The organism is Nocardioides coralli (genome assembly GCF_019880385.1).
Classification (GTDB): Bacteria; Actinomycetota; Actinomycetes; order Propionibacteriales; family Nocardioidaceae; genus Nocardioides; species Nocardioides coralli.
In genome coordinates this window covers 703,268-724,383 of the sequence record NZ_CP082273.1, presented here as the reverse complement: position 1 = coordinate 724,383, position 21,116 = coordinate 703,268, and the positions used below count along the sequence as shown (strand labels likewise).

Below are 21,116 nucleotides of genomic sequence, written 5' to 3'. Positions count from 1 at the left end.
CAGCAGGTCCCCGAGGTGCTTGGCTTCGCTTCGGCTCGGGCCACCCGACCGAGCGACCCCACGTGGGGATCCCCCCGCATCACGAAGGAAGTCGCACGTGACCAGACTCTCTCCCCTCGCCGCGGCGTTCGCCGTGGCCATCGGCACCGCCCTCGTGGCGGTTCCGACCACCACCGCAGTGGCGACGTCGTCCGACGTCGTGATCAGCGAGGTCTACGGAGGTGGCGGCAACTCCGGCGCCCCCTACCGCAACGACTTCGTGGAGCTGCGCAACCTCGGCAGCAGCACGGTCAGCCTCGCGGGCTGGAGCGTGCAGTACGCCTCCGCCAGCGGCTCGTCGTGGAGCAACAAGACCGCGCTCAGCGGCTCGATCGCGCCGGGCGCGACGTACCTCGTCCAGCTCGCCGGCGGCAGCACCGGTGCCGCGCTGCCGACGCCCCAGGCGACCGGCACCACCAACATGAGCGCGACCAGCGGCAAGGTCGCCCTGGTCACGAACAACACCAACCTGCCGTGCGGCAGCAACTGCGACACCCACGCCTCGGTGAGGGACTTCGTCGGCTACGGGTCCGCCAACGACTTCGAGACCGCCAAGGCGCCGTCGGGCAGCAACACGACGTCGCTGACCCGCGCCGGCGCGGACACCGACCACAACGGCAACGACTTCGCGGCCGTCGCCCCCACCCCGGGCGCCGCGAGCGGCGGGGGCGGCACGCCGGGCGGCTGCACCGGCACCCGGATCCACGACGTCCAGAAGGCCTCCCACACCGGCCAGACCGGCTCGGTGACCGGCCTCGCCGGCATCGTCGTCGCCACCTCCGCGACCGGGTTCTGGATGCAGGACACCGACGCCTGCGCCGACGCCGACCCGGCCACGAGCGAGGGCATCCTCGTCTACACCTCCACCGCCCCGACCGTCGTCGTCGGCGACGCCGTCGAGGTCGGCGGCACCGTCACCGAGTACCGCTCCGGCGGCGCGAGCAGCGACAACCTCACCATCACCGAGGTCACCAGCCCCACGGTCACGAAGACCGGGAGCGGCCAGCCGCTACCCACCGCCACGGTCGTCGGCTCCGGCGGGCGGGTGCCGCCTGCCTCGGTCATCGACGACGACGCCACCGGCAACGTCGAGACCTCCGGCACCTTCGACGCCGCCACCGACGGCATCGACTTCTGGGAGTCGATGGAGGGCATGCGCGTCACCGTCAACGCGCCTCAGGTCGTCGGCGCGACCAACAAGTACGGCGAGACCGCGGTCGTCCCGAACGGCTCCGGCGTCCGCACGCCGCGCGGCGGCATCCTGGTCTCGGCGACCGACTTCAACCCCGAGCGTGTCTTGCTCGACGACGTTCTGTCGGCAGCCCCGCAGGCGAAGGTCGGCGACACCCTCGGCGCCTCGGTGACCGGCGTCCTCGACTACTCGTTCAGCAATTTCAAGCTGCTGCCGACCGCCACCCCGGCGGTCGTCGCCGGGACGCTCACCCCCGAGGTGACCACCGCGGCCCCGGCGGGCACCCTCGCCACCGCCACCTTCAACGTCGAGAACCTCGACCCCAGCGACCCGCAGTCGAAGTTCGACGGGCTGGCCCAGCAGATCGTCACGAACCTGCAGTCGCCCGACCTGATCGCGCTCGAGGAGGTGCAGGACAACAGCGGGTCCACCAACAACGGCGTCGTCTCGGCCTCCACCACCTACGGCAAGCTGATCTCGGCCATCTCGGCCGCGGGTGGTCCGTCGTACAGCTACCGACAGATCGACCCCTCCGACGGCGCCGACGGCGGCGAGCCCGGCGGCAACATCCGCGTCGCGTTCCTCTTCCGCACCGACCGCGGCCTCGCCTTCGTCGACCGCGGCACGGCGACGGCGACCACCGCCACCACCGTCACCGGGAGCGGCGCGAGCACGGCACTGAGCCACTCGCCGGGCCGCGTCGACCCGCAGAACACGGCGTGGGCCTCGACCCGGAAGCCGCTGGTCGGCGAGTTCACCTGGAACGGCAAGAAGGTCTTCGCGATCGCCAACCACTTCAGCAGCAAGGGCGGAGACGACCCGCTCTTCGGCAAGGTGCAACCGCCGGTCAACAGCTCCGAGCCCAAGCGCCACGACCAGGCCGGCGTCGTCCGCGGCTTCGTGGACCAGCTGCTGGCGGCAGACCCGAACGCCCGGGTCGTCGTCCTCGGTGACATCAACGACTTCGAGTTCAGCCGGACCACCGACATCCTCGTCGGCTCCGGCGCGACGTCGCTGACCAGCCTGCCGCGCACGTTGCCGGCGAACGAGAGGTACAGCTACGTCTACCAGGGCAACAGCCAGGTGCTCGACCAGATCCTGGCCTCGGCCTCGCTGGCCGGAAGTGCGGCGTACGACATCGTCCACGTCAACGCCGAGTTCCAGAACCCGCTCAGCGACCACGACCCCTCGGTCGCCCGCTTCACGTTCTGAACCGCTCCGGACCGAACCGCTCCGGACGACCGACGGCGGGCCCGGCACCCCTGGCAGGGGTGCCGGGCCCGCCTGCTGGTCAGAGCAGCGAGTTGGGCTGGAACGTCGGCCGGTCCTCGACCTCGTCCCGTCCTGGCCGCACGAACTCGAAGCCGGCGGTCGACACGAGCTCCCAGCGTGGGTCCGCCCCCGGCTGCCGACACAGCTCCTCGGCACACCCCTCGTGCAGCGGCGGGAGGTGGAAGGCGTTGCGCGCCACCTCCTCCGGCGTACCCACGAACACCACGGGCCGTCCCAGCGACATCGCGCAACCCCCACAGATCCGGGAGAGCGCGCACTGGGTGACCCAGCGGCGGTCGTGCACCCGCGAGGCCTCGGTCAGCATCAGGCGGCCCCCCGCTGCCGTGGCGAGCGCGACCAGCCGCCCAGCTCCCGGCGGCGCGGTGGCCGTTCGGCGTCGGACTTCCTGCGCCGCTCCCGCGCCGGGCTGGGCGGGTCCGGCTGGTCGGTCGACGTCCAGTCGTTGGGCACCGACAGCTTGACGATGGTGCGCAGCGCCTGGCAGTACTGCACGTGCAGCGGTCCCGTGGTGTAGGGGATGTCGTACTTCTCGCACAGGGCCCGGACCCGCTCGGAGATCTCGGCGTACCGGTTGCTCGGCAGGTCGGGGTACAGGTGGTGCTCGATCTGGAAGCCGAGGTTGCCGCTGAGGATGTGGAGCAGCGGGCCGCCGCGGAAGTTCGCGGCTCCCAGGATCTGCCGCAGGTACCACTCCGAACGGGTCTCGTCCTCGATCTCGTCCTCGGTGAAGTGCAGGGCGCCGTCCGGGAAGTGGCCGCAGAAGATGATCACGTAGGACCACAGGTTGCGGATCACGTTGGCGGTGAGGTTGGCCGTCAGGGTGCTCCGCCAGTGGCGTCCCGCCAGGGCCGGGTAGACCACGTAGTCCTTGAGGATCTGGTTGCGGCCCTTGCGGACGATCTGCCGCAGCTGCCGCTTCATCTCCTGCGGGTCCTTCTCGCCCTTGCGGATCCGCTCGATGTCGAGGTCGTGGAGGGCGACGCCCCACTCGAAGGCGGTGGCCAGCATCGCGTTGTAGAGCGGCTGTCCGAGGTTGGCGGGGTGCCACTTCTGCTCCCTCGCCATGCGCAGGATGCCGTAGCCGATGTCGTTGTCGTAGCCGAGCACGTTGGTGAACTGGTGGTGCACGTAGTTGTGGGAGTGCTTCCACTGCTCGGCCGGCTGCGCGGTGTCCCACTCCCAGGTCGAGGAGTGGATCTCCGGGTCGTTCATCCAGTCCCACTGGCCGTGCATGACGTTGTGGCCGATCTCCATGTTCTCGAGGATCTTGGCCAGCGCCAGCAGGGAGATGCCGAGGGTCCGGGCCGAGGTCCGGTTGCTCGCGAACAGCGCCACCCGGCCGGCGGCCGCCAGCCCGCGCTGCACCGTGATCAGGCGGTTGATGTACGCCGCGTCGGCGGCGCCCCGCGACTCCTCGATCTCGGCCCGGATCGCGTCGAGCTCGCGACCGATCTGCTCCACCTCCTCCTCGGTCAGGTGGGTGTACTCCTTCACGTCCGAGATGGCCATGCGTCCTCCTGGTGGTCAGATGGCTGAGTCAGATGTCGGTCAGATGTCGAGGGTGCAGTCGCCCACCGCGGCGGTGATGCAGGTCTGCACCTGTTCGTTGGGTTGGCTGTACTCGTCACCGCTGCGCAGGTCGCGGACCCGGCCGCTGACGAGGGTGAGCGTGCAGGTGTGGCAGATCCCCATCCGGCAGCCGTAGGGCATGCCGATGCCGGCCTCCTCGCCGGCCTCGAGGACCGTGGTCGCGCCGTCGGCCTCCACGCTCCGGCCGGAGTTGCGGAAGGTGATGGTGCCGCCCTCGCCGCCGTCGCCCCCCAGCTCGAGCGAGAACCGCTCGAGGTGGAGCCGGTCGGCGAGCCGGTTGGCCTCGAAGTGCCCGGTGATCGCGTCGAGCATCGGCCCCGGTCCGCAGGCCCAGGTCTCCCGGTCGCGCCAGTCGGGGCAGATCGTGTCGAGGTCGGCCGGGTCGAGCAGGCCGTCGGTGTCGGTGTGGAGCCGGTGGACCGTGAGCCCGGTGTGCTCCTCCTCCAGCCGGGCGAGCTCGTCGCGGAAGATCATCCGCTCCGGTGTCGGTGAGGAGTAGTGGAGCACCACGTCGGGCATCGTCCGGCGCCGGTGGAGCGTCCGCAGCATGGCCATCACGGGCGTGATGCCGGAGCCGCCCACCAGGAACAGCACCCGTGCCGGCGGTGGGTCCGGCATCACGAAGTCGCCCTCGGGGGCGGCCAGCCGCACGATGGTGCCCGGCGCCACACCGTTGACCAGGTGCGAGGAGAGCAGCCCCTCGGGCATCGCCCGGACCGTGATGCTGATGGTGCGCCCGCGCCGCTGGGACGGCGAGCTCACCGAGTAGGAGCGCCACTGGAAGCGGCCGTCGACGGGGATGCCGATGCCGACGTACTGCCCGGGGCGGTGGTCCCACCGCCAGCCCCACCCGGGCCGGATCACCAGGGTCGCGGCGTCCTCGGTCTCGGGGATGACCCGTTCCACGCGGCCGCGCAGCTCCCGCGCCGTCCACAACGGGTTCAGCAGCCGCAGGTAGTCGTCGGGGTGCAGCGGTGTCGTGAGCTTCGACCCGACCTGCCGGACCCGTTGCCAGGGGATCGTGGTGGTCACCCCGATCAGTGAACAGGTGTCCACTGAATAGGTCAACCGTCGGGCGAGTAGTTTGTGACACATGGGCTACGACGTGGAGAAGACCGACGCCGAGTGGCGCGAGCAGCTCTCAGCCGACGAGTACGCCGTGCTGCGCCAGGCCGGCACGGAGCGGGCGTTCACCGGGGAGTACACCGACACCGAGACCACGGGCGTCTACCGCTGCAAGGCGTGCCAGGCGAAGCTCTTCGAGTCCGACACCAAGTTCCACTCCGGCTGCGGCTGGCCGAGCTTCTACCAGCCGATCACCGACACCATCGAGTACCTCGAGGACGACAGCCACGGCATGCGGCGCACCGAGGTCCGCTGCGCCAACTGCGGCTCGCACCTCGGGCACGTCTTCCCCGACGGCTACGGCACCCCCACCGGCGACCGCTACTGCATCAACAGCATCAGCCTGACCCTGGAGCCGGCCGACAACAGCTGACCCGTCACTTCGGCTGGTTCACAACCCGCCGAGCCGTCACTCCTGCAGGTTCACATCGACGCGAGCCGTCACTCCTGCTTGTTCGCATCGTTTCGAGCCGCCACGGAGGTGGACTCAGCCGGCGCGAGCCAGGGCGGGCCGCAGGCGAACGAGCTGAAGTGACGGCTCGGCTGGATGCGAACCAGCTGCACTGACGGCTCGGCACGCCTCGAACCAGCTGAAGTGACGGCTCGGCGAATCAGGCGGGGGTGGGGGCGGCGGTGTCCTCGTCGGTCCCGCCCGGACGCCGGGTCCCGTCGCCGTCCCGCAGCTCCTCACGCTCCATGCGCTGTGCGGAGGGGACCGCGATCCAGAGGGCCAGCAGCATGGCCAGGATGCCGGCGGTCAGCTTGCCCAGCATCACCGGGCCGATCAGCGTCGGCTGGAAGTTGGCGGTGAAGGAGAGGTGGTCACCGAGCAGGAACGCCGAGCAGGTGGCGAAGGCGATCGTCATGACCTTGTCCTTGGCGGGCATCTTCGCGATCAGGTGGTAGAGCGCGAGGATGTTGGCGGCCGCCGCGAGCACGCCGGTCGCGCCCTCGGGGCTCATCCCGAGCCGACGGCCTGCGGCCGCGACCGGTCCCGCGAGGTAGGTGCGGATGGCGTAGACCATCGGGAACGCGCCGGCCAGCACGATCCCGATGTAGCCGGCGACCTCAAGCGCCCGGAACTGGTCCTCGGTGTCGGCGATGATCGGGTCGAAGCCCCAGGCGCCGAAGACCCGGGAGCCGAAGCCGGTGAAGTACTCGACGATCACCACCGCCAGCACGATCTTGATGGCGGCATCCATCAGGCGACCGAACGTCAGGAAGATCCGGACCATCACGTCGGGCACCATCTTGAGCCCGACGGCGACGACCACCAGGAAGATGGTGACGGGGATCAGGTTGACGAGGATCGACCCCCAGGTGAGGTCGAGAGAGACGTCGCTCGGACCCGTGGTCGCGGCCTCGCCGCGGACCTGGACGTCGGCGAGCTTGATCGTGGCCGTGCTGATCAGGACGCCGATCGGGATGGCGAGGATCCCGGACATGATCCCCAGCGCCATGTACTTGTGGTCCTTCTTGTCCAGCATCGCCAGGCCGACGGGGATCGAGAAGACGATGGTGGCGCCCGCCATGAAGCCGGTGATCAACGCCATGATCCACGCGGCGTCGGAGCCGGAGACCGACTCGGCGAGCTGGTAGCCGCCCATGTCGGAGGCGATCAGCGTGGTCGCTGCCAGGGCGGGGTCGGCACCGGCGGCGGACCACACCGGGGCGACGACGACCTCCACCAGCTTCGACAGGTAGGGGATCGAAGCCATGATCCCCGCGACCGGCAGGAAGATCGGCCCGATCGAGTAGAGGCCGTTGATGAACTCCGCGCCCATGCCCTTCTTGTCGTCGCGGATCGCGGCGATGGCGCCGATCACGACGAACGCCATGATCACGTAGAGGACGACGTCTCCGACAACGGCCATGGTCCCTCCCGGTGGCTGCGTTGCGCCCTGACTGTAGGCCTCCGTCACCAATAGGTCTAGACCTTGGGCCGGAGTCGGCCGGGGACGTGGGCCACCGGTCTAGGCTGCCTCCATGCGGATCTTCGACGGGTCGGAGCCGCCCTTCGACGCGATCTCGCCCGACGACCGGGGCACCAGCCCGGCCCACGCCTGGATCGAGCAGTGGCTCGAGGGGCAGGTGCGGGCCGGTGCGCTCTCCCCCGGCGACCGGCTGCCGCCCGAGAGCGAGCTGGCGGCACTCTTCGCCGTCAGCCGGATGACGCTGCGCCAGGCTCTCGCGTCGTTGGAGGAGAAGCTGCTCATCCAGCGTCGGCGTGGTCGCGGTGGCGGCACCTTCGTCCGTGAGCCCCGCGTCGAGCACGACCTCACGGGGCTGCCCGGCTTCACCGAGCAGATGCGCCGCTCGGCGGTCCGCCCCGGCGGCATCGTCGTCTCGGCCACGCAGGAGGCGCCGCCGGACGACGTGCGTGACGCGCTCGAGTTGGCGGCCGGCGAGGCGGCGTACCGCGTGAAGAAGGTGCGGCTGGCCAACGACGAGCCGGTCGCGCTGGAGGACACCTGGCTGCCCGTCGCCGCCTTCCCCGAGCTGCTCGACGAGGACCTCAGCGGGTCCCTCTACGGGCTGATGAGCAGCGGCTACGGACACGTGCCCGCACACGCGCTGGAGGAGGTCGAGCCAGCCGTGGCCGACGAGGAGGTGGCGGCGCTGCTCGACGTCGAGCCCGGTGCGCTGCTGCTCCGCGTCATCCGGACGACCGAGACCGCGGACGGCGTGCGCATCGAGTTCGCCCGCGACCTCTTCCGCGCCGACCGGGCCCGCCTCACCATGACCAGCCGGATCTCCAGCGCCCTCGCATGGGGCGCGGCCTCACCCGCCGGCTGACCCGCGCGACGGCTCACCCGGCATCTCGCCGAGCCGCGCGACCACGGCGTCCGCCTCGTGCAACCGCCCCGGGTCCGTGCCACCGCTGACGCCGACGACCGTCATCCCTGCTCCTCGGGCCGCCTGGACGCCGACACCTGAGTCCTCGAAGACCAGACATGCCTCGACGGGTACGCCGAGGGCGCCGGCCGCACGCAGGTACCCCTCGGGATCGGGCTTCCCGGCCCGCACGTCCTCCTCGCAGACCACCACGTCGAAGGCGTCCGCGAGACCGCTCGCGGCCAGCACGTGCTCGACCTCGACGCGTTGCGCCCCGGTCACCACGCCGGTCCTCGCACCCGCGTCCCGCAGCTCACGCACGAGGGTGCGGGCGGCCTCCGTGACGGTCGTGCCGCCGTCGGTCCGTGCCAGGTAGCGCTCCTGCCGGGTCGCGAGCATCTCCTCGACGGCGCCCTCGTCGGCATCACCGTGCTCGTGTGCCAGCCGGACGGCGATCTCGCGGTCGCTCAGTCCGAGCAGCCGGGTCCGGTAGTCCTCGTCGGTGAGGGTGCCGCCCCAGCGGTCGGCGACGATCCCCGCGAAGATCTCCTGCAGCAGGTGCTCGTCGTCGGAGAGCGTGCCGTTGAAGTCGAGCAGCAGGGCGCGCGGTTCGCGGGCGGACCACTGCGCGAGCACCTCCGAGGCGTCCATCTGCCCCTCCCTCCCTCGACGACCGGACGGAAGTCTAGACCTTTAGCGGGGGTTGCCCTAGCGTGTCGGGACGGGTCCGGCCGGTCGGAGGGCCGGCTCGAGGAGCGGGCGTCACGAGGTGAGCCGATGGAGTGGACCAGCAGCCGGATCGAGGAGATCTGCGACCAGGTGGATGCCCTGCGTGGGGCACCCCGCACCATCGAGCCGCTCCCCGGCGGCCTGACCAACCACAACGTCAAGGTCACCACGCCCGACGGCTGCTTCGTGGCCCGGCTCGACCAGAGCGACGCGGCCCTGCTCGGCATCGAGCGCGACCAGGAGGCCGCCAACACCCGGGCCGCCGAGCAGTCCGGAGTCGGCGCGCCGTACGTCGACTACCGGCCCGACCTCGGCGTGCTCGTGGTCGGCTTCATCGAGTCGACGACCCTCAGCAACGAGTCCTTCCAGGCCGACGGCGAGGTCGTCGGCCGGGTGGCACGGGCCTGCCGCCAGCTGCACTGCGGCCCGCGGTTCGAGGGCGACTTCGACATGTTCCGCCGGCAGGCCGGCTACCTCGAGCTGGTCCGCGGGCGAGGGTTCGCGCACCCGGCGACCTACACCGACCACCTCGATGACTTCGACCGCATCCGACGAAGCCTCGCGCACCACCCGGAGCCGACCCTGCCGTGCAACAACGACACGCTCGCGGAGAATTTCCTCGACGACGGCGAGCGGATCTGGATCATCGACTACGAGTACTCCGGCAACAACGAGCCGTCCTTCGAGCTCGGCAACATCGCCACGGAGTGCGACCTCAGCCTCGAGCAGACCGAGGAGCTGACGCGCGCCTACTACGCCGACGACGCGTCGGTCGACCTGGCCGCGAAGATCGCGCGGGTGCGGCTGCAGTCGACGGTCTCCCGCTACGGCTGGGCGCTGTGGGGCTACATCCAGGCCGCCACGAGCCCCCTCGACTTCGACTTCCGCGCCTGGGGCGACGACCGCTACGAGAAGGCGCGGGCCGACTTCGCCGACCCCGGGTTCGACCGGTTGCTGGAGGAGGCGAGCCGCGCATGAGCACCCTGCCGGAGCGGAGCCAGGTCGTCATCGTCGGTGGCGGCGTCATCGGCGCCAGCGTCGCCTACCACCTCGCCCGACTCGGCTGGACCGACGTGGTCCTCCTCGAGCAGGGCGAGCTGTCCTGCGGCACCACCTGGCACGCGGCGGGGCTGGTGGGGCTGCTGCGCACGAGCCAGACCGGCACCGAGCTGGTGCAGTACTCCACCGACCTCTACCGGCAGCTCGAGGACGAAGTCGGCCTCGCCACCGGCTACAAGCAGAACGGCGGCCTGATCCTCGCCCGCACCGACGAGCGACTGGTGCAGCTGCGGCGCACCGCGGCCGCCGGGGCGGCGTACGGGATGGACGCGGAGCTGATCAGCCCCGAACAGGCAGCCGAGCACTGGCCGCTGATCTCGACCGACGGGCTCGTCGGCGCGCTGTGGCTGCCCGGCGACGGCACCGCCAACCCGACCGACCTGACCCAGTCGCTCGCCAAGGGCGCCCGCGACCGTGGCGTCCGGATCCTGGAGGGCGTCCGGGTCACGGGGATCACCTCCGCCCAGGGTGCGGTGACCGGCGTCGAGACCGACGCGGGGTACGTCGAGACCGAGGTGGTGGTCAACTGCGCCGGCCAGTGGGCAGCCCAGGTGGGGGCCATGTGCGGGGTGACCGTGCCGCTCCACTCCGCCGAGCACTTCTACGTGGTCACCGACCAGATCGAGGGCGTCCACTCGCGGCTGCCGATCCTGCGCGACCCGGACGGCTGGTCCTACTTCAAGGAGGAGGTCGGCGGGCTCGTGGTCGGCGGGTTCGAGCCCGAGGCGAAGCCGTGGGTCGCGCCCGCCGACGTCCCGTACCCGTTCTCCTTCCAGCTCCTCGAGGAGGACTGGGAGCAGTTCTCGATCGTCATGGAGAACGCCGTGGAGCGGATCCCGGCCCTCGAGAAAACGGGGATCCGGCAGTTCTACAACGGGCCGGAGAGCTTCACCCCGGACAACAACTTCCTGCTCGGGGCAGCGCCCGAGCTGCGCGGGTTCTACGTCGGTGCGGGCTTCAACTCCGTCGGGATCGCCAGCGCGGGTGGTGCCGGGCGTGCCCTCGCGGAGTGGATCGTCGAGGGCGAGCCCACCAGCGACCTCCACGGGGTGGACATCCGCCGCTTCTCGGCCGCGGACGGCAACCCGCGCTGGCTGCGGGAGCGGGTGGTGGAGGTGCTCGGCATGCACTACCGGGTGCCGTGGCCGACCCGGGAGATGCAGCGCGGCCGCGGCCTGCGCCGCTCCCCCACCCACCAGCACCTCGCCGACGCTGGGGCCGTCTTCGGCACCAAGAACGGGTGGGAGCGGGCGCTGTTCTTCCAGCCGGGCGCCCAGGAGCAGTCGCACGGGTGGGGGAAGCCGGACTGGCTCGAGGCCTGCGCTGCCGAGCAACGCGCCACCCACTCGGCGGTCGCGGTGTTCGACCAGACCTCGTTCTCGAAGTACTCCCTACTCGGCCGCGACGCCGTCGAGGTGCTCCAGTGGCTGTGCACCGCCGACGTGGACGTCGCGCCGGGTCGCACCGTCTACACCGGGATGCTGAACGCGCGCGGCTGCTACGAGGCCGACGTCACCGTGACCCGGGTCGCCGGGGACGAGTTCCTCGTCTTCAGCACCGCCGGCGCCGGGCGACGGGACCTCGACTGGATCCGCCGCCACGTCGACGCCGACCAGCGGTGCACGGTCGTGGACGCCACGAACTCGTTGGCGACGTACGGCGTGATGGGGCCGGGATCGCGCGAGCTGCTGAGCCAGCTGACCGACGACGACCTCAGCGACGAGGCGTTCCCCTTCGGGACCAGCCGGTTGCTGCCCCTCGGGCACGCCCTGGTCCGAGCGACGCGACTCACCTACGTCGGCGAGCTGGGGTGGGAGGTGTCGGTGCCGACCGAGTACGCCGCCGGTGTCTACGAGACGCTGATGGAGGCTGGCCGGGACGTCGCGGTGCCGGCCGGCTACCACGCGATCGACGCGCTGCGGCTCGAGAAGGGCTACCGGGCGTTCGGGCGGGAGCTCACCCCGGACTACGGCCCGGTGCACGCCGGGCTGAGCTTCACCTGCGACCTGTCCTCCGACCGCCACTTCCTCGGCCGCGAGCAGGTGGAGCGCGCCAAAGCCGACGGGGTCACCCGGCGGCTGCTCTCGCTGCGGCTGACCGACCCGGACGCGATGATCTGGGGCGGCGAGCTGCTGACGAGCGAGGGCGCAGCCTGCGGCCAGGTGACCTCCGCCGCCTGGAGCGACGAGCTCGGGGCCTGTGTGGGGCTGGCCTGGGTGTGGGCGCCGGACCACTCGGTGCTGACCCTCAAGGAGGCCCGCGAGCGGGACTACGACGTGGACGTCGCGGGCACGTCGGTGGCCGTCGAGGTCAGCAGCCGCTCGCTGGTCGACCCGGACAACGAGCGGATCCGCTGACGCGGCGGGTCACCACCGTGCCGGAGTGACGGCTCGGCGGGGTCTGAACCAGCTGGAGTGACGGGTCGGCGGGGTCAGGGCAGGCGCTGCAGCAGCTCGGCCGGCGTGGCGCGGGTGCCGGTGTAGAACGGCACCTCCTCGCGGACGTGACGGCGGGCGGTGGAGGCGCGCAGGTGACGCATCAGGTCGACGATCCGGTGGAGCTCGTCGGCCTCGAAGGCGAGCATCCACTCGTAGTCGCCGAGCGCGAAGGACGCCACCGTGTTGGCGCGGACGTCGGGGAAGCCGCGAGCCATCTGGCCGTGCTCGGCGAGCATCCCGCGCCGCTCGGACTCCTCGAGCAGGTACCACTCGTAGGACCGCACGAACGGGTAGACGCACACGTGCCGGCGGGGCTCCTCGTCGGCGAGGAACGCCGGGATGTGGCTCTTGTTGAACTCCGCCGGCCGGTGGAGCGCCATCTGCGACCACACCGGCGCCAGCCGCTGCCCGAAGGCGGTGCGGCGGAAGGCGTTGTACGCGTCCTGCAGCTCCTCGCTGGTCGCCGCGTGCCACCACACCATGACGTCGGCGTCGGCGCGCAGCCCCGAGACGTCGTAGATCCCGCGCACCACGACGTCACCCTCGCCGAGCACCTCGAGGAACGCCTCGAGGTCGGCGATCTCCTTGGTGCGGTCGTCCTCGCCGAGCGGCGTGACGAGCCGGAACACCGACCACATCGTGTAGCGGATGGTGTCGTTGAGCTCCTTGGTGCGGGCAGCCTTCGAGGTCATGCCCTCATTCTGCCGGGGTGAGCGAGGCCACAGCCCGGCGGGCCGAGCCGATCACGGCCGGCACCCCCACCCCGTCGTACGCCGCCCCGCACACGGCCAGCCCGGGCACCGCCGCCACGGCCTCGCGGACCCGGGCCACGCGGTCGAGGTGGCCGACGGCGTACTGCGGCAGCGCGCCGCCCCACCGCTGCACGTGGCTGTCGACCGGTCGGGCGGTGGTCCCGGTGGCGGCCGCGAGCTCGGCCAGCGAGTCGGCGACCAGCTCTTCGTCGGTCCGCTGGAGCGCCGCCTCCTCGCGGTGCCGGCCCGCCGAGGTCCGCAGCAGCAGGAGGCCGTCGCCGGCGGCGCGGACCCACTCCCACTTCGCGAAGGAGTACGTCGCCGCCTTGATCCGGCGGTCCTCGACCGGCGGCACGAGGAACCCGGAGGCCCTGGTGTCGGCCAGCACGCCGAGGTCGGTGGCGCGGAAGGCGTGGGTGACCACCACCGTCGAGGCCGACTCGACGCTCGCGAGCTCGGTGGCCGCGGCGGGCGCGACCCCGGCCAGCAACCGGGCCGCGGGGGCGGCGGGGCAGGCCAGCACCACGGCGTCCGCGGTCACCGTCTCGGGGTCACGCGTCGAGCCGACGGTGAGCCGGAACCCGCCGGTCGATCCCGCGGCGAGCTCCCGCACCGGTGCCGCCATGCGTACCTCGAAGTCGCCGGTGGCCACCAGCGCGGCCGGCAGCGTCCCCAGCCCGCCGACCAGCCCGGCGAAGACCGGTGCGTCGGAGACCGGCAGCGCCGCAGCGCCCTCGAGCAGCGAGCCCCGTTCGGCCAGGGCCACCAGATGCGGGGTGGCCGCACGCGCCGAGAGCAGCGAGGCGTGACCGGCGTAGACGCCGCCGAGCAGCGGCTCCACGAGCCGCTCGACCACCTCGGGACCGAGCCGCGCCGCGACCAGGTCGGCGACCGTGACGTCACCCTCGAGCCGCGTCGGGGGCAGCTCCGGCTCGCGGCGCACCCGCTCGAGCCCCGCCGCGGTGAGCACCCCGGAGCCGGCCAGGTCCGCGAGGTCCAGCGGCACCCCCAGCAGCGTGCGCGGCAGCGGCCGGACCGCTCCCCGGCTCCAGAGGCCGGACCCGGTCGCGGTCGGGTGCACCACCTCGAGCCCGAGCGAGCGGAGCAGCTCCACCCCCTCCGGCCGCCGGGCGAGCATCGCCTCGGCGCCGACGTCGACGGTCACCCCGCCGACCTCGGCCACCCGGAGCTTGCCACCCAGCTCGGGGCTCCCCTCCAGCACCAGCACCTCCCCGCTGCCGGCTGCGGCCAGCAGGTGGGCCGCGGTCAGCCCCGCGATGCCGCCGCCCACGACGACGGTGCGCCGGTGGGGGGTCATGACGGCCAGACTAGGGTGCCGGGGTGGAGTCCGACTCGAGCGCCGTACGCATCGCCGTCCTCATCGACGCCGACAACACCTCGCCGAAGTACGCCGAGGCGATCCTCGACGAGCTGGCCAAGTACGGCACCCCCACGATCCGGCGCGCCTACGGCGACTTCACGTCGCCGCGGATGTCGGGCTGGAGTCGCGAGCTCAACACGCGGGCGATCCGCGCGATCCACCAGAACGCCTTCACCACCGGCAAGAACGCCACCGACTCGGCACTGATCATCGACGCGATGGACCTGCTCTACGCCGGCAACGTGGAGGCGTTCGCGATCGTCTCGAGCGACAGCGACTTCACGAGCCTCGCGCTGCGGCTGCAGGAGTCGGGCAAGACCGTCTACGGCCTCGGACGTCGCCGGACCCCGGTCTCGCTGCAGAACGCATGCTCGCGGTTCATCGAGCTGGAGGTGCTCGGCACCGACGGTGACGACGATGACGCGGGTGAGGACGGTGGGGGCGATACCGCCCCACAGCTCAACCTGCAGAGCGTCCTGACCAAGGCGGTCAACGCGATCGCCGACGACGACGGCTGGGCCTCCCTCTCCGACGTCGGCAGCCACCTGGCACGCAGCCACCCGTCCTTCGACCCGCGCAGCTTCGGTCACGCCAAGCTCAGCAGCCTGGTGGCCGACCAGCCGTTCCTCCAGACCCGCGACCAGACGGGCCGGCTCGGGGTCGCCCTCAAGGGGAGCCCGGCGCGGAAGTCCGCCACCAAGAAGGCGCCGGCCAAGCGCGCGGCGCGCAAGACCACCAAGAAGGCCTGACCGGCCCTCAGCCCTCCGGCTCGTAGGCGTGGACGAAGTCGGTCAGCCGCGCGAGCTGGTCCGGGTCGGTCGTGGGGATCACCCCGTGGCCGAGGTTGAAGATGTGGCCGCGCGCGGTACGACCGGCGTCCAGCACCCGGGCGGCCCGCTCGAGCATCACCTCGGTCGGGGCGAAGACCAGCGCGGGGTCGAGGTTGCCCTGCACCGAGCGGTCCCCGACCTTGCCGATCGCCTCCGCGAGGGGGGTGCGGAAGTCGACCCCGACCACGTCGGCCCCGGCCTCGCCCATGTCGGCGAGCAGCTCGGAGGTGCCGACACCGAAGTGGATCCGCGGCACGCCCAGCCGTCCGGCCCGCTCGAGCACGGCCGCGGAGTGGGGCATCACGTGGGCGCGGTAGTCCTCGGGCGTCAGCGACCCGGCCCAGGAGTCGAAGAGCTGGACCGCCGACGCCCCGGCGTCGACCTGCACCTCGAGGTAGGCCGCGGCCATGCCCGCGATCTTGCGCATCAGGGCGTCCCACACGTCGGGGGCGCCGAACATCATCGCCTTGGTCCGGGCCTGGTCCTTCGACGGACCGCCCTCGACGAGGTAGGACGCGACGGTGAAGGGCGCACCGGCGAACCCGATCAGCGGGGTGGCCCCGAGCTCTCCGACCAGGGACCGGACCGCCTCGGTGATGAAGGGGACGTGGGACGGGTCGAGGTCGGGGATCGCCTCGACGTCGGCCAGGGTCCGCACCGGCTGGGCGACGACCGGTCCGACCCCGGGCTTGATGTCGAGGTCGACGCCGACGGCCTTGAGGGGCAGCACGATGTCGGAGAAGAAGATCGCGGCGTCGACGCCGTACCGGCGGACCGGCTGCAGGGTGATCTCGGTGACGAGCGCGGGGTCCATGCAGGCCTCGAGCATGCCGACGCCCTCGCGGATCGCGAGGTACTCCGGCAGGGAGCGGCCGGCCTGCCGCATGAACCAGACCGGCGTGTGGGGAACGGGCTCGCCGCGCGCGGCCCGCAGCAGCGGGGCGTCGGAGAGGCTGGTCATGGCCGAAGCCTCGCAGGTCACCCGGCGTGTTCGCGCATCGGGGCCACCGGGCGCGACCTACTGTGAGCACATGGTCGTCCGTCAGGAGACGCACCCGGGATCGGGTGCTGGCTCGGGGACCCCGCCCGAGTTCCGGGCGGCGGTCGCGAGCATGCAGACGGCGCGGCTGCGCCCCGAGATCCTCTGCGAGGAGATGGCTGCCCCGCAGCGGATCGCCCCCCACGCCTTCGCCCTCTCCGCCGACGTCACCGTCGACGGCACCGACGTCGGCACGGGCCGGATCATCCTGCTCCACGACCCGGCGGGCAACGACGCCTGGGAGGGCACCTTCCGCTGCGTGGCCTACGCCCGCGCCGAGATCGAGGTCGACATGATCACCGACCCGATGCTCGCCGAGGTGGGCTGGAGCTGGCTGACCGAGGCGCTGGAGGCTCACGGGGCCTCCTACGTCGCCCCGTCCGGCACCGTCACCCGCGTCGCGACCGAGAGCTTCGGCGGCATGGCCGACGACGAGGGCAGCGCACAGATCGAGGTCCGGGCCTCGTGGACCCCCACCGACGTGCCCGACGACATCGCCGCCCACGTCGAGGCCTGGGGTGAGCTCCTCTGCACCGCCGCCGGCCTGCCGCCCGTGCCCGACGGCGTGACCCCGATGCCCAGCCGACGTGGCCAGCGCGGCCCGGGAAGCTGAGCGGATGACGGAGGGTCCCGAACCGACGGCCCCGGAGGCGGCCCCGGCACCACCCCTGCTCCTGGCAGAACCCCTGCCTCCCGTCGTGGAGACCGACGAGGCGCTCGCGGCGGCGTGCGAGGAGATCGCAGCCGGCAGCGGACCCGTGGCCATCGACGCCGAACGGGCCTCCGGCTACCGCTACTCCTCCCGCGCCTACCTGATCCAGGTCCGGCGGGAGGGAGCCGGCACCCACCTCATCGACCCGATCGCCTTCCCGTCGATGGCACCGCTGCAGGAGGCGCTGGCGGGCACCGAGTGGATCCTCCACGCCGCCACGCAGGACCTCCCGTGCCTCGCCGAGGTCGGGCTCACCCCCCACAAGCTCTTCGACACCGAGCTCGCCGGCCGGCTGCTGGGCTACCCGCGGGTGGGCCTCGCCACCCTCGTCGAGACCCTGCTCGGGCGCCGCCTGGCCAAGGAGCACTCCGCGGTCGACTGGTCGACCCGCCCGCTGCCCGAGCCGTGGCTGGAGTACGCCGCCCTCGACGTCGAGCCGCTGGTGGAGCTGCGCGAGCGGCTGGCCGCCGAGCTCGAGGAGGCCGGCAAGGCCGGGTGGGCCGCCGAGGAGTTCGACGCCCTGCGCGGCTTCGAGCCCGCGCCGCGGGTCGAGGCGTGGCGCCGTACCTCCGGGATGCACCGGGTCCGCGGCCGCCGCGCGCTCGGGGCGGTGCGGGCGCTGTGGGAGCTGCGCGACGAGATCGCCCGGGAGCGCGACGTCACGCCCGGCCGGATCCTCCCCGACTCCGCCATCGTGGCCGCCGCCTCCGCCATGCCCACGACGCGGCGCGAGCTCCTCGAGACCCGCGGCTTCCACGGTCGCGGTGCCGAGCGCTACGGAGCCCGGTGGGTCACGGCGCTCCGCGAGGTCACCGAGCTGTCTGAGGACCAGCTCCCGACCCGGACCTCGCGGGGCAACGGACCACCGCTGCCCCGGACGTGGGCCGACAAGGACCCGGTCGCGGCGCGGCGCCTCGAGCTCGCGAAGCCCGCCGTCGCGTCACTCGCCGAGGAGCACGGCGTCCCGGCCGAGAACCTGTTGACCCCTGACTACCTGCGACGCGTGCTGTGGGCACCGCCCGCCACGCGCGACCCGGAGCGGCTGGCCGACGAGGTCGACCGGCGGCTGTCCGAGCTCGGGGCGCGACCGTGGCAGCGCGGGCTGACGGTGCCGCTGATCGTCGAGGCCGTCCTCGCCGCCGACACCCCGCCCGAGCCGCCCGCCGACTAGGGGCTCTCGGTCTCCGCCGGCGACTCCTCCTCCGCCAGGCCCTCCGGGTCGAGCACCTCGCGCGACCGCTCGTCGATGCGCGCCGTCAGTCCCTCGAGGTCGGCGAGCACCGGCGCCGTGAGCAGCTGGTCGAGGCTCTCGGACAGCGCCTCCTCGAGCGCCTCCTTGCTGGTGAGCTGCGGCGGCAGCACGATGGTGCGCAGCGCGTTGGTGAAGACTGCCGCGTGCGCGGGCGCCAGGCCCGGCTGACGGAAGCCGGGCCCCACGGCCACCTCGAGGTTGGCCGGGACGAGGTAGCCCTCGGCCGCCACCCGGCGTACGGACACCGGCGAGGTCATGTGGACCAGGAAGTCCGCGGCCGCGGTGAGGTTGTCCGTCTCGGCCGAGACGCACATGCCGGAGATGTCACCCACCGTGGCCGAGCGCTCGATGGAGGGCATCGCGATCGTGTCGAACCGGAGGCCGGGCTGCTCCCGCAGCGTCGGGGTCAGGTCGCGGTAGCCGGGGAGCATGGCGAGCTTGCCGGCCTGGAACCACTCCAGCGGCGAGCGGCGCTCGAGCTGCTCGTCGCTGAGGGTGAGGCGCGGGTCGCGCAGCACGGGGAGAACGGTCTCCAGGGCGGCCCGCGTGGCGTCGTCGGAGAAGCTCAGGGACGTGGGGTCGGACGGGTCGTCGTAGATCTCCCCGCCGGCGGCGTAGATGAAGGGCGAGAGCGCCTCGAGCGTCGGCTCGACCTGGATGCCCCGCGTGCCTCGCCGCGGCCGGCTGGCGTACTCGAGGGCGGCCACGAACTCCTCGAAGCTCCAGGTCAGTCGCTCCTCCTCCGGCACCGGCAGCCCCCGCTGCTCCATCCGGTCGAAGTCGACGAGCTCGGTGTTGTAGTAGATGACCATCGGAGAGATGCCCACCGGCATGCACTGCAGGCGACCCTCGTTGCTGAACGCCAGGACCGCGTCACGCGAGTAGAGGTCGCCGAAGTCGACCCCCCGCTCGATCAGCAGGTTGTCGACCGGTTGCACGAGTTGGCGCTCCTGCAACCAGGCGAGGTCCCGGCCGGCGGTGAGGAAGACGTCGGGCACCTGACCGGTCGTGCGGACCGCGGCGATGAACTCGCGGCGCGAGTCGTAGGACTCGATCGACATCTCCGCCCGGTCGTAGAGGGAGTTGTAGACCGACACCAGCGACTCGTAGGCATCGACCTCCCGACCGGTGCCGAAGACCGCGAAGGTCAGCTCGGTGTCGGGGGTGGGGCTTGCGGTGGTGGGCTCGGCGGACCCCGGCGGGGGGTCGGGCTCCGGCCCGCCCTCGGCCTGGCACGCGGTGGCGACCAGGGCGGCGAGCACCACGGCGGCGAGGAGTCGACGACCCGAGCCGGGTGCCCTGCGGGCGCGTCGCTGCACCGTGGTGCCTCCCCTGTCGCGTGTGGAGCCTGTGTCCTGTCGAGTACGCCGGCACAGCCTACCGAGGCGTAGCGACTCCCCCGGTGGCGCGTCGTCCCCGTCTCGACGGTCCCGCTCCCTACCCTTGCTCCATGTCGAGGACCCTCGCCGCGGCGATCGCCGTCGGGCTGCTGCTGACTGCCGGGTGCGGCGGCGACACCACGCGTACTGCGGACCCCGCATCCCCGCGTGCCGGTGCCGAGACGTCCGGGTCTCCCTCGCCGAGCGCCGGTGCGCGTGCCGGTGACAGGGCCGGTGACGACTCCCGTCGCGCGCGGCCGCGCGCCCGTGCCAGCCGCCGCGCCCTGGCCTCGCAGCCGCCGGTGCCGGCGCCGTCGGTGTCGCTGCGTCCGCTCGGCCGGACCAGCCCGTGGCTGGCCGCCGCCGACTTCGGTCGCGACTGGCGCGCGGCCCGCCGCGGCAGGGAGAACGGCCGGCTGGTCAGTGACTGCCAGCGCGCGCCCCTGGTCGCCATCGGCGCGCTGCGCAGCCGGATCCGCGAGTTCGCCGGCAAGCGCTCCAGCGCCCGGCAGGCGGTCTCCACCTTCGCGGACCGCAAGTCGGCGTGGCGGGCGCAGCAGGTGCTGGACACGTGGCGCGAGGACTGTGCCGACGCGCTGGCCGACCGCGACGCGGCCCTCGGCGCCGTGCGTCACCGGACCCGGCTCTCGGTGGTCGAGGTCGACGGGACCTCGCGCGCCCAGCGCCGGCTCGACCGGCTCCTGGCGAAGGTGAGCGACGGCTTCGAGGCCTGATCGCCCCAGGGCCGGGGCGTGTGAGGTGTGCCGGACCGGGAGCGCCTCACGGCGCGTGGCCGCTCGCAGCGGCTGATGTTGGGACCCGGGGCTGCCGCGGCCCGGCACACCGGGAGTCAGTCTAGAGGCTCACGCCAGCCCGTGTGACAGTTCGGCGTGTCCGGCGGCCTCGAGCTGCTCGGCGAGCGCCAGCATGCGCGAGACCTGCTCGTCGGAGACGCCCGGCTGGTCGGCGCGGCCCGCGGCCACGACGCGCGCGAACGCCGCCGCGCGGAACAGCACGTCGGCGAAGTCGCTCTCGGCGATGCCGCGCAGCACCTGGTCGATCATCGCCTTCAGGTCCTCGGGTCCCGGTGGGTCGGCCACGCCCGCGACCACGCGCGCCACCTGCGCCCGCGCCCGTCCGGCGTCGTACTGCCGGGCCACTCCCTCGGGGTCGGCGTACACCCACGAGCGGAGCAGGTAGAGACGCCACAGGCACCCCGCCAGCGAGTCACCCGGGGAGCTGGCCCACACCTCGGCGATCGTCTCGATGCCCTCGGTGTCGGCGAGGTGGAGGAGCCGGTCGGCGACACCGACGTCGGTGCTGTCGTGGGCACCGCGCACCAGCAGCGTGGCGGCCCGGTCGGCGGCCTCGGCCAGCTCCGCGGGGTCGACGCTCCCGGAGCTCGCCTCGATCGCCCGGTCACCGGGCAGCATCGGGCGGTGGTGGTGGCGCCCCTCGGAACTGGTCATCC

19 protein-coding genes are annotated in these 21,116 nt (G+C 72.4%); 9 read left to right on the top strand and 10 right to left on the bottom strand.

Annotation, left to right across the window (positions count from 1 at the left end; translation table 11 throughout):
• The first annotated feature begins 97 nt into the window (after nt 1-97).
• The gene (locus K6T13_RS17565; protein WP_222897165.1) at nt 98-2,443 is read left to right on the top strand and encodes a lamin tail domain-containing protein; all 2,346 of its coding nucleotides are present in this window, start codon (nt 98-100) and stop codon (nt 2,441-2,443) included.
• Nucleotides 2,444-2,522: 79 nt separating this feature from the next.
• Here K6T13_RS17565 and K6T13_RS03575 read toward each other — a convergent pair whose 3' ends face one another.
• Genes K6T13_RS03575 through K6T13_RS03565 form a run of 3 tightly spaced genes read right to left on the bottom strand, consistent with a single transcriptional unit; the run spans nt 2,523 to nt 5,146 of the window.
• A complete protein-coding gene (locus tag K6T13_RS03575; RefSeq protein WP_222897164.1) occupies nt 2,523-2,828 on the bottom strand; it encodes a hypothetical protein in 306 nt (101 codons plus the stop codon).
• Entirely contained in the window at nt 2,828-4,033 is a 1,206-nt protein-coding gene (locus K6T13_RS03570) for a fatty acid desaturase family protein (protein WP_222897163.1), read from the bottom strand. The genes K6T13_RS03575 and K6T13_RS03570 overlap by 1 nt, the downstream gene beginning before the upstream one ends.
• Nucleotides 4,034-4,072: 39 nt before the next feature.
• The gene (locus K6T13_RS03565; protein WP_249423917.1) at nt 4,073-5,146 is read right to left on the bottom strand and encodes a ferredoxin reductase; all 1,074 of its coding nucleotides are present in this window, start codon (nt 5,144-5,146) and stop codon (nt 4,073-4,075) included.
• A 61-nt stretch (nt 5,147-5,207) separates the two neighbouring features.
• Here K6T13_RS03565 and msrB point away from each other — a divergent pair, with 61 nt between their 5' ends.
• Entirely contained in the window at nt 5,208-5,612 is a 405-nt protein-coding gene (gene msrB / locus K6T13_RS03560; RefSeq protein ID WP_222897162.1) for a peptide-methionine (R)-S-oxide reductase MsrB, read from the top strand.
• Nucleotides 5,613-5,850: 238 nt separating this feature from the next.
• On the opposite strand, the gene eutH is transcribed toward msrB, so the two are convergent.
• Nucleotides 5,851-7,113 (bottom strand): ethanolamine utilization protein EutH, encoded by a 1,263-nt coding sequence (eutH, locus tag K6T13_RS03555; protein ID WP_222897161.1) that lies wholly within the window; start codon nt 7,111-7,113, stop codon nt 5,851-5,853.
• Nucleotides 7,114-7,225: 112 nt separating this feature from the next.
• Here eutH and K6T13_RS03550 point away from each other — a divergent pair, with 112 nt between their 5' ends.
• Complete coding sequence (locus K6T13_RS03550; RefSeq protein ID WP_222897160.1) at nt 7,226-8,035, top strand: GntR family transcriptional regulator; 810 nt, start codon at nt 7,226-7,228, stop codon at nt 8,033-8,035.
• Here K6T13_RS03550 and K6T13_RS03545 read toward each other — a convergent pair.
• Nucleotides 8,021-8,725, bottom strand: coding sequence for an HAD family hydrolase (locus K6T13_RS03545; RefSeq protein ID WP_222897159.1), 705 nt, complete (start codon nt 8,723-8,725; stop codon nt 8,021-8,023). The genes K6T13_RS03550 and K6T13_RS03545 overlap by 15 nt on opposite strands.
• A gap of 126 nt (nt 8,726-8,851) precedes the next feature.
• Here K6T13_RS03545 and K6T13_RS03540 point away from each other — a divergent pair, with 126 nt between their 5' ends.
• Both K6T13_RS03540 and K6T13_RS03535 read left to right on the top strand, forming a co-directional pair.
• On the top strand, nt 8,852-9,781 hold the full coding sequence (locus tag K6T13_RS03540; RefSeq protein ID WP_222897158.1) for a choline/ethanolamine kinase family protein: 930 nt from the start codon (nt 8,852-8,854) through the stop codon (nt 9,779-9,781).
• Nucleotides 9,778-12,219, top strand: a complete 2,442-nt coding sequence (locus tag K6T13_RS03535; RefSeq protein ID WP_222897157.1) for a GcvT family protein — start codon at nt 9,778-9,780, stop codon at nt 12,217-12,219. Before K6T13_RS03540 ends, K6T13_RS03535 begins: the two co-directional genes overlap by 4 nt.
• A 74-nt stretch (nt 12,220-12,293) precedes the next feature.
• Here the strand turns inward: K6T13_RS03535 and hemQ are convergent, their stop codons facing one another.
• Together hemQ and hemG are read right to left on the bottom strand one after the other, a co-directional pair.
• Nucleotides 12,294-12,992: a hydrogen peroxide-dependent heme synthase gene (gene hemQ, locus K6T13_RS03530; protein ID WP_222897156.1), complete on the bottom strand. Its 699-nt coding sequence runs from the start codon at nt 12,990-12,992 to the stop codon at nt 12,294-12,296.
• Nucleotides 12,993-12,996: 4 nt separating this feature from the next.
• Entirely contained in the window at nt 12,997-14,370 is a 1,374-nt protein-coding gene (gene hemG, locus K6T13_RS03525) for a protoporphyrinogen oxidase (protein WP_222897155.1), read from the bottom strand.
• A gap of 23 nt (nt 14,371-14,393) precedes the next feature.
• Here hemG and K6T13_RS03520 point away from each other — a divergent pair, with 23 nt between their 5' ends.
• A complete protein-coding gene (locus K6T13_RS03520; protein ID WP_222897154.1) occupies nt 14,394-15,182 on the top strand; it encodes an NYN domain-containing protein in 789 nt (262 codons plus the stop codon).
• A 7-nt stretch (nt 15,183-15,189) separates the two neighbouring features.
• Here the strand turns inward: K6T13_RS03520 and hemE are convergent, their stop codons facing one another.
• Nucleotides 15,190-16,224, bottom strand: a complete 1,035-nt coding sequence (hemE, locus tag K6T13_RS03515) for a uroporphyrinogen decarboxylase (protein WP_222897153.1) — start codon at nt 16,222-16,224, stop codon at nt 15,190-15,192.
• A gap of 70 nt (nt 16,225-16,294) precedes the next feature.
• Between hemE and K6T13_RS03510 the strand changes: the two genes are divergently transcribed.
• Together K6T13_RS03510 and K6T13_RS03505 are read left to right on the top strand one after the other, a co-directional pair.
• Nucleotides 16,295-16,915, top strand: a complete 621-nt coding sequence (locus K6T13_RS03510; RefSeq protein ID WP_222897152.1) for a DUF3000 domain-containing protein — start codon at nt 16,295-16,297, stop codon at nt 16,913-16,915.
• A 4-nt stretch (nt 16,916-16,919) separates the two neighbouring features.
• On the top strand, nt 16,920-18,185 hold the full coding sequence (locus tag K6T13_RS03505) for a ribonuclease D (RefSeq protein WP_222897151.1): 1,266 nt from the start codon (nt 16,920-16,922) through the stop codon (nt 18,183-18,185).
• Here K6T13_RS03505 and K6T13_RS03500 read toward each other — a convergent pair.
• Nucleotides 18,182-19,585: an ABC transporter substrate-binding protein gene (locus K6T13_RS03500; protein ID WP_222897150.1), complete on the bottom strand. Its 1,404-nt coding sequence runs from the start codon at nt 19,583-19,585 to the stop codon at nt 18,182-18,184. The two genes, K6T13_RS03505 and K6T13_RS03500, sit on opposite strands and share 4 nt — an antisense overlap.
• Nucleotides 19,586-19,716: 131 nt before the next feature.
• Here K6T13_RS03500 and K6T13_RS03495 point away from each other — a divergent pair, with 131 nt between their 5' ends.
• The gene (locus K6T13_RS03495; RefSeq protein ID WP_222897149.1) at nt 19,717-20,379 is read left to right on the top strand and encodes a hypothetical protein; all 663 of its coding nucleotides are present in this window, start codon (nt 19,717-19,719) and stop codon (nt 20,377-20,379) included.
• A gap of 129 nt (nt 20,380-20,508) precedes the next feature.
• Here the strand turns inward: K6T13_RS03495 and K6T13_RS03490 are convergent, their stop codons facing one another.
• Nucleotides 20,509-21,114 (bottom strand): hypothetical protein, encoded by a 606-nt coding sequence (locus K6T13_RS03490; RefSeq protein ID WP_222897148.1) that lies wholly within the window; start codon nt 21,112-21,114, stop codon nt 20,509-20,511.
• Nucleotides 21,115-21,116 lie beyond the last annotated feature (2 nt).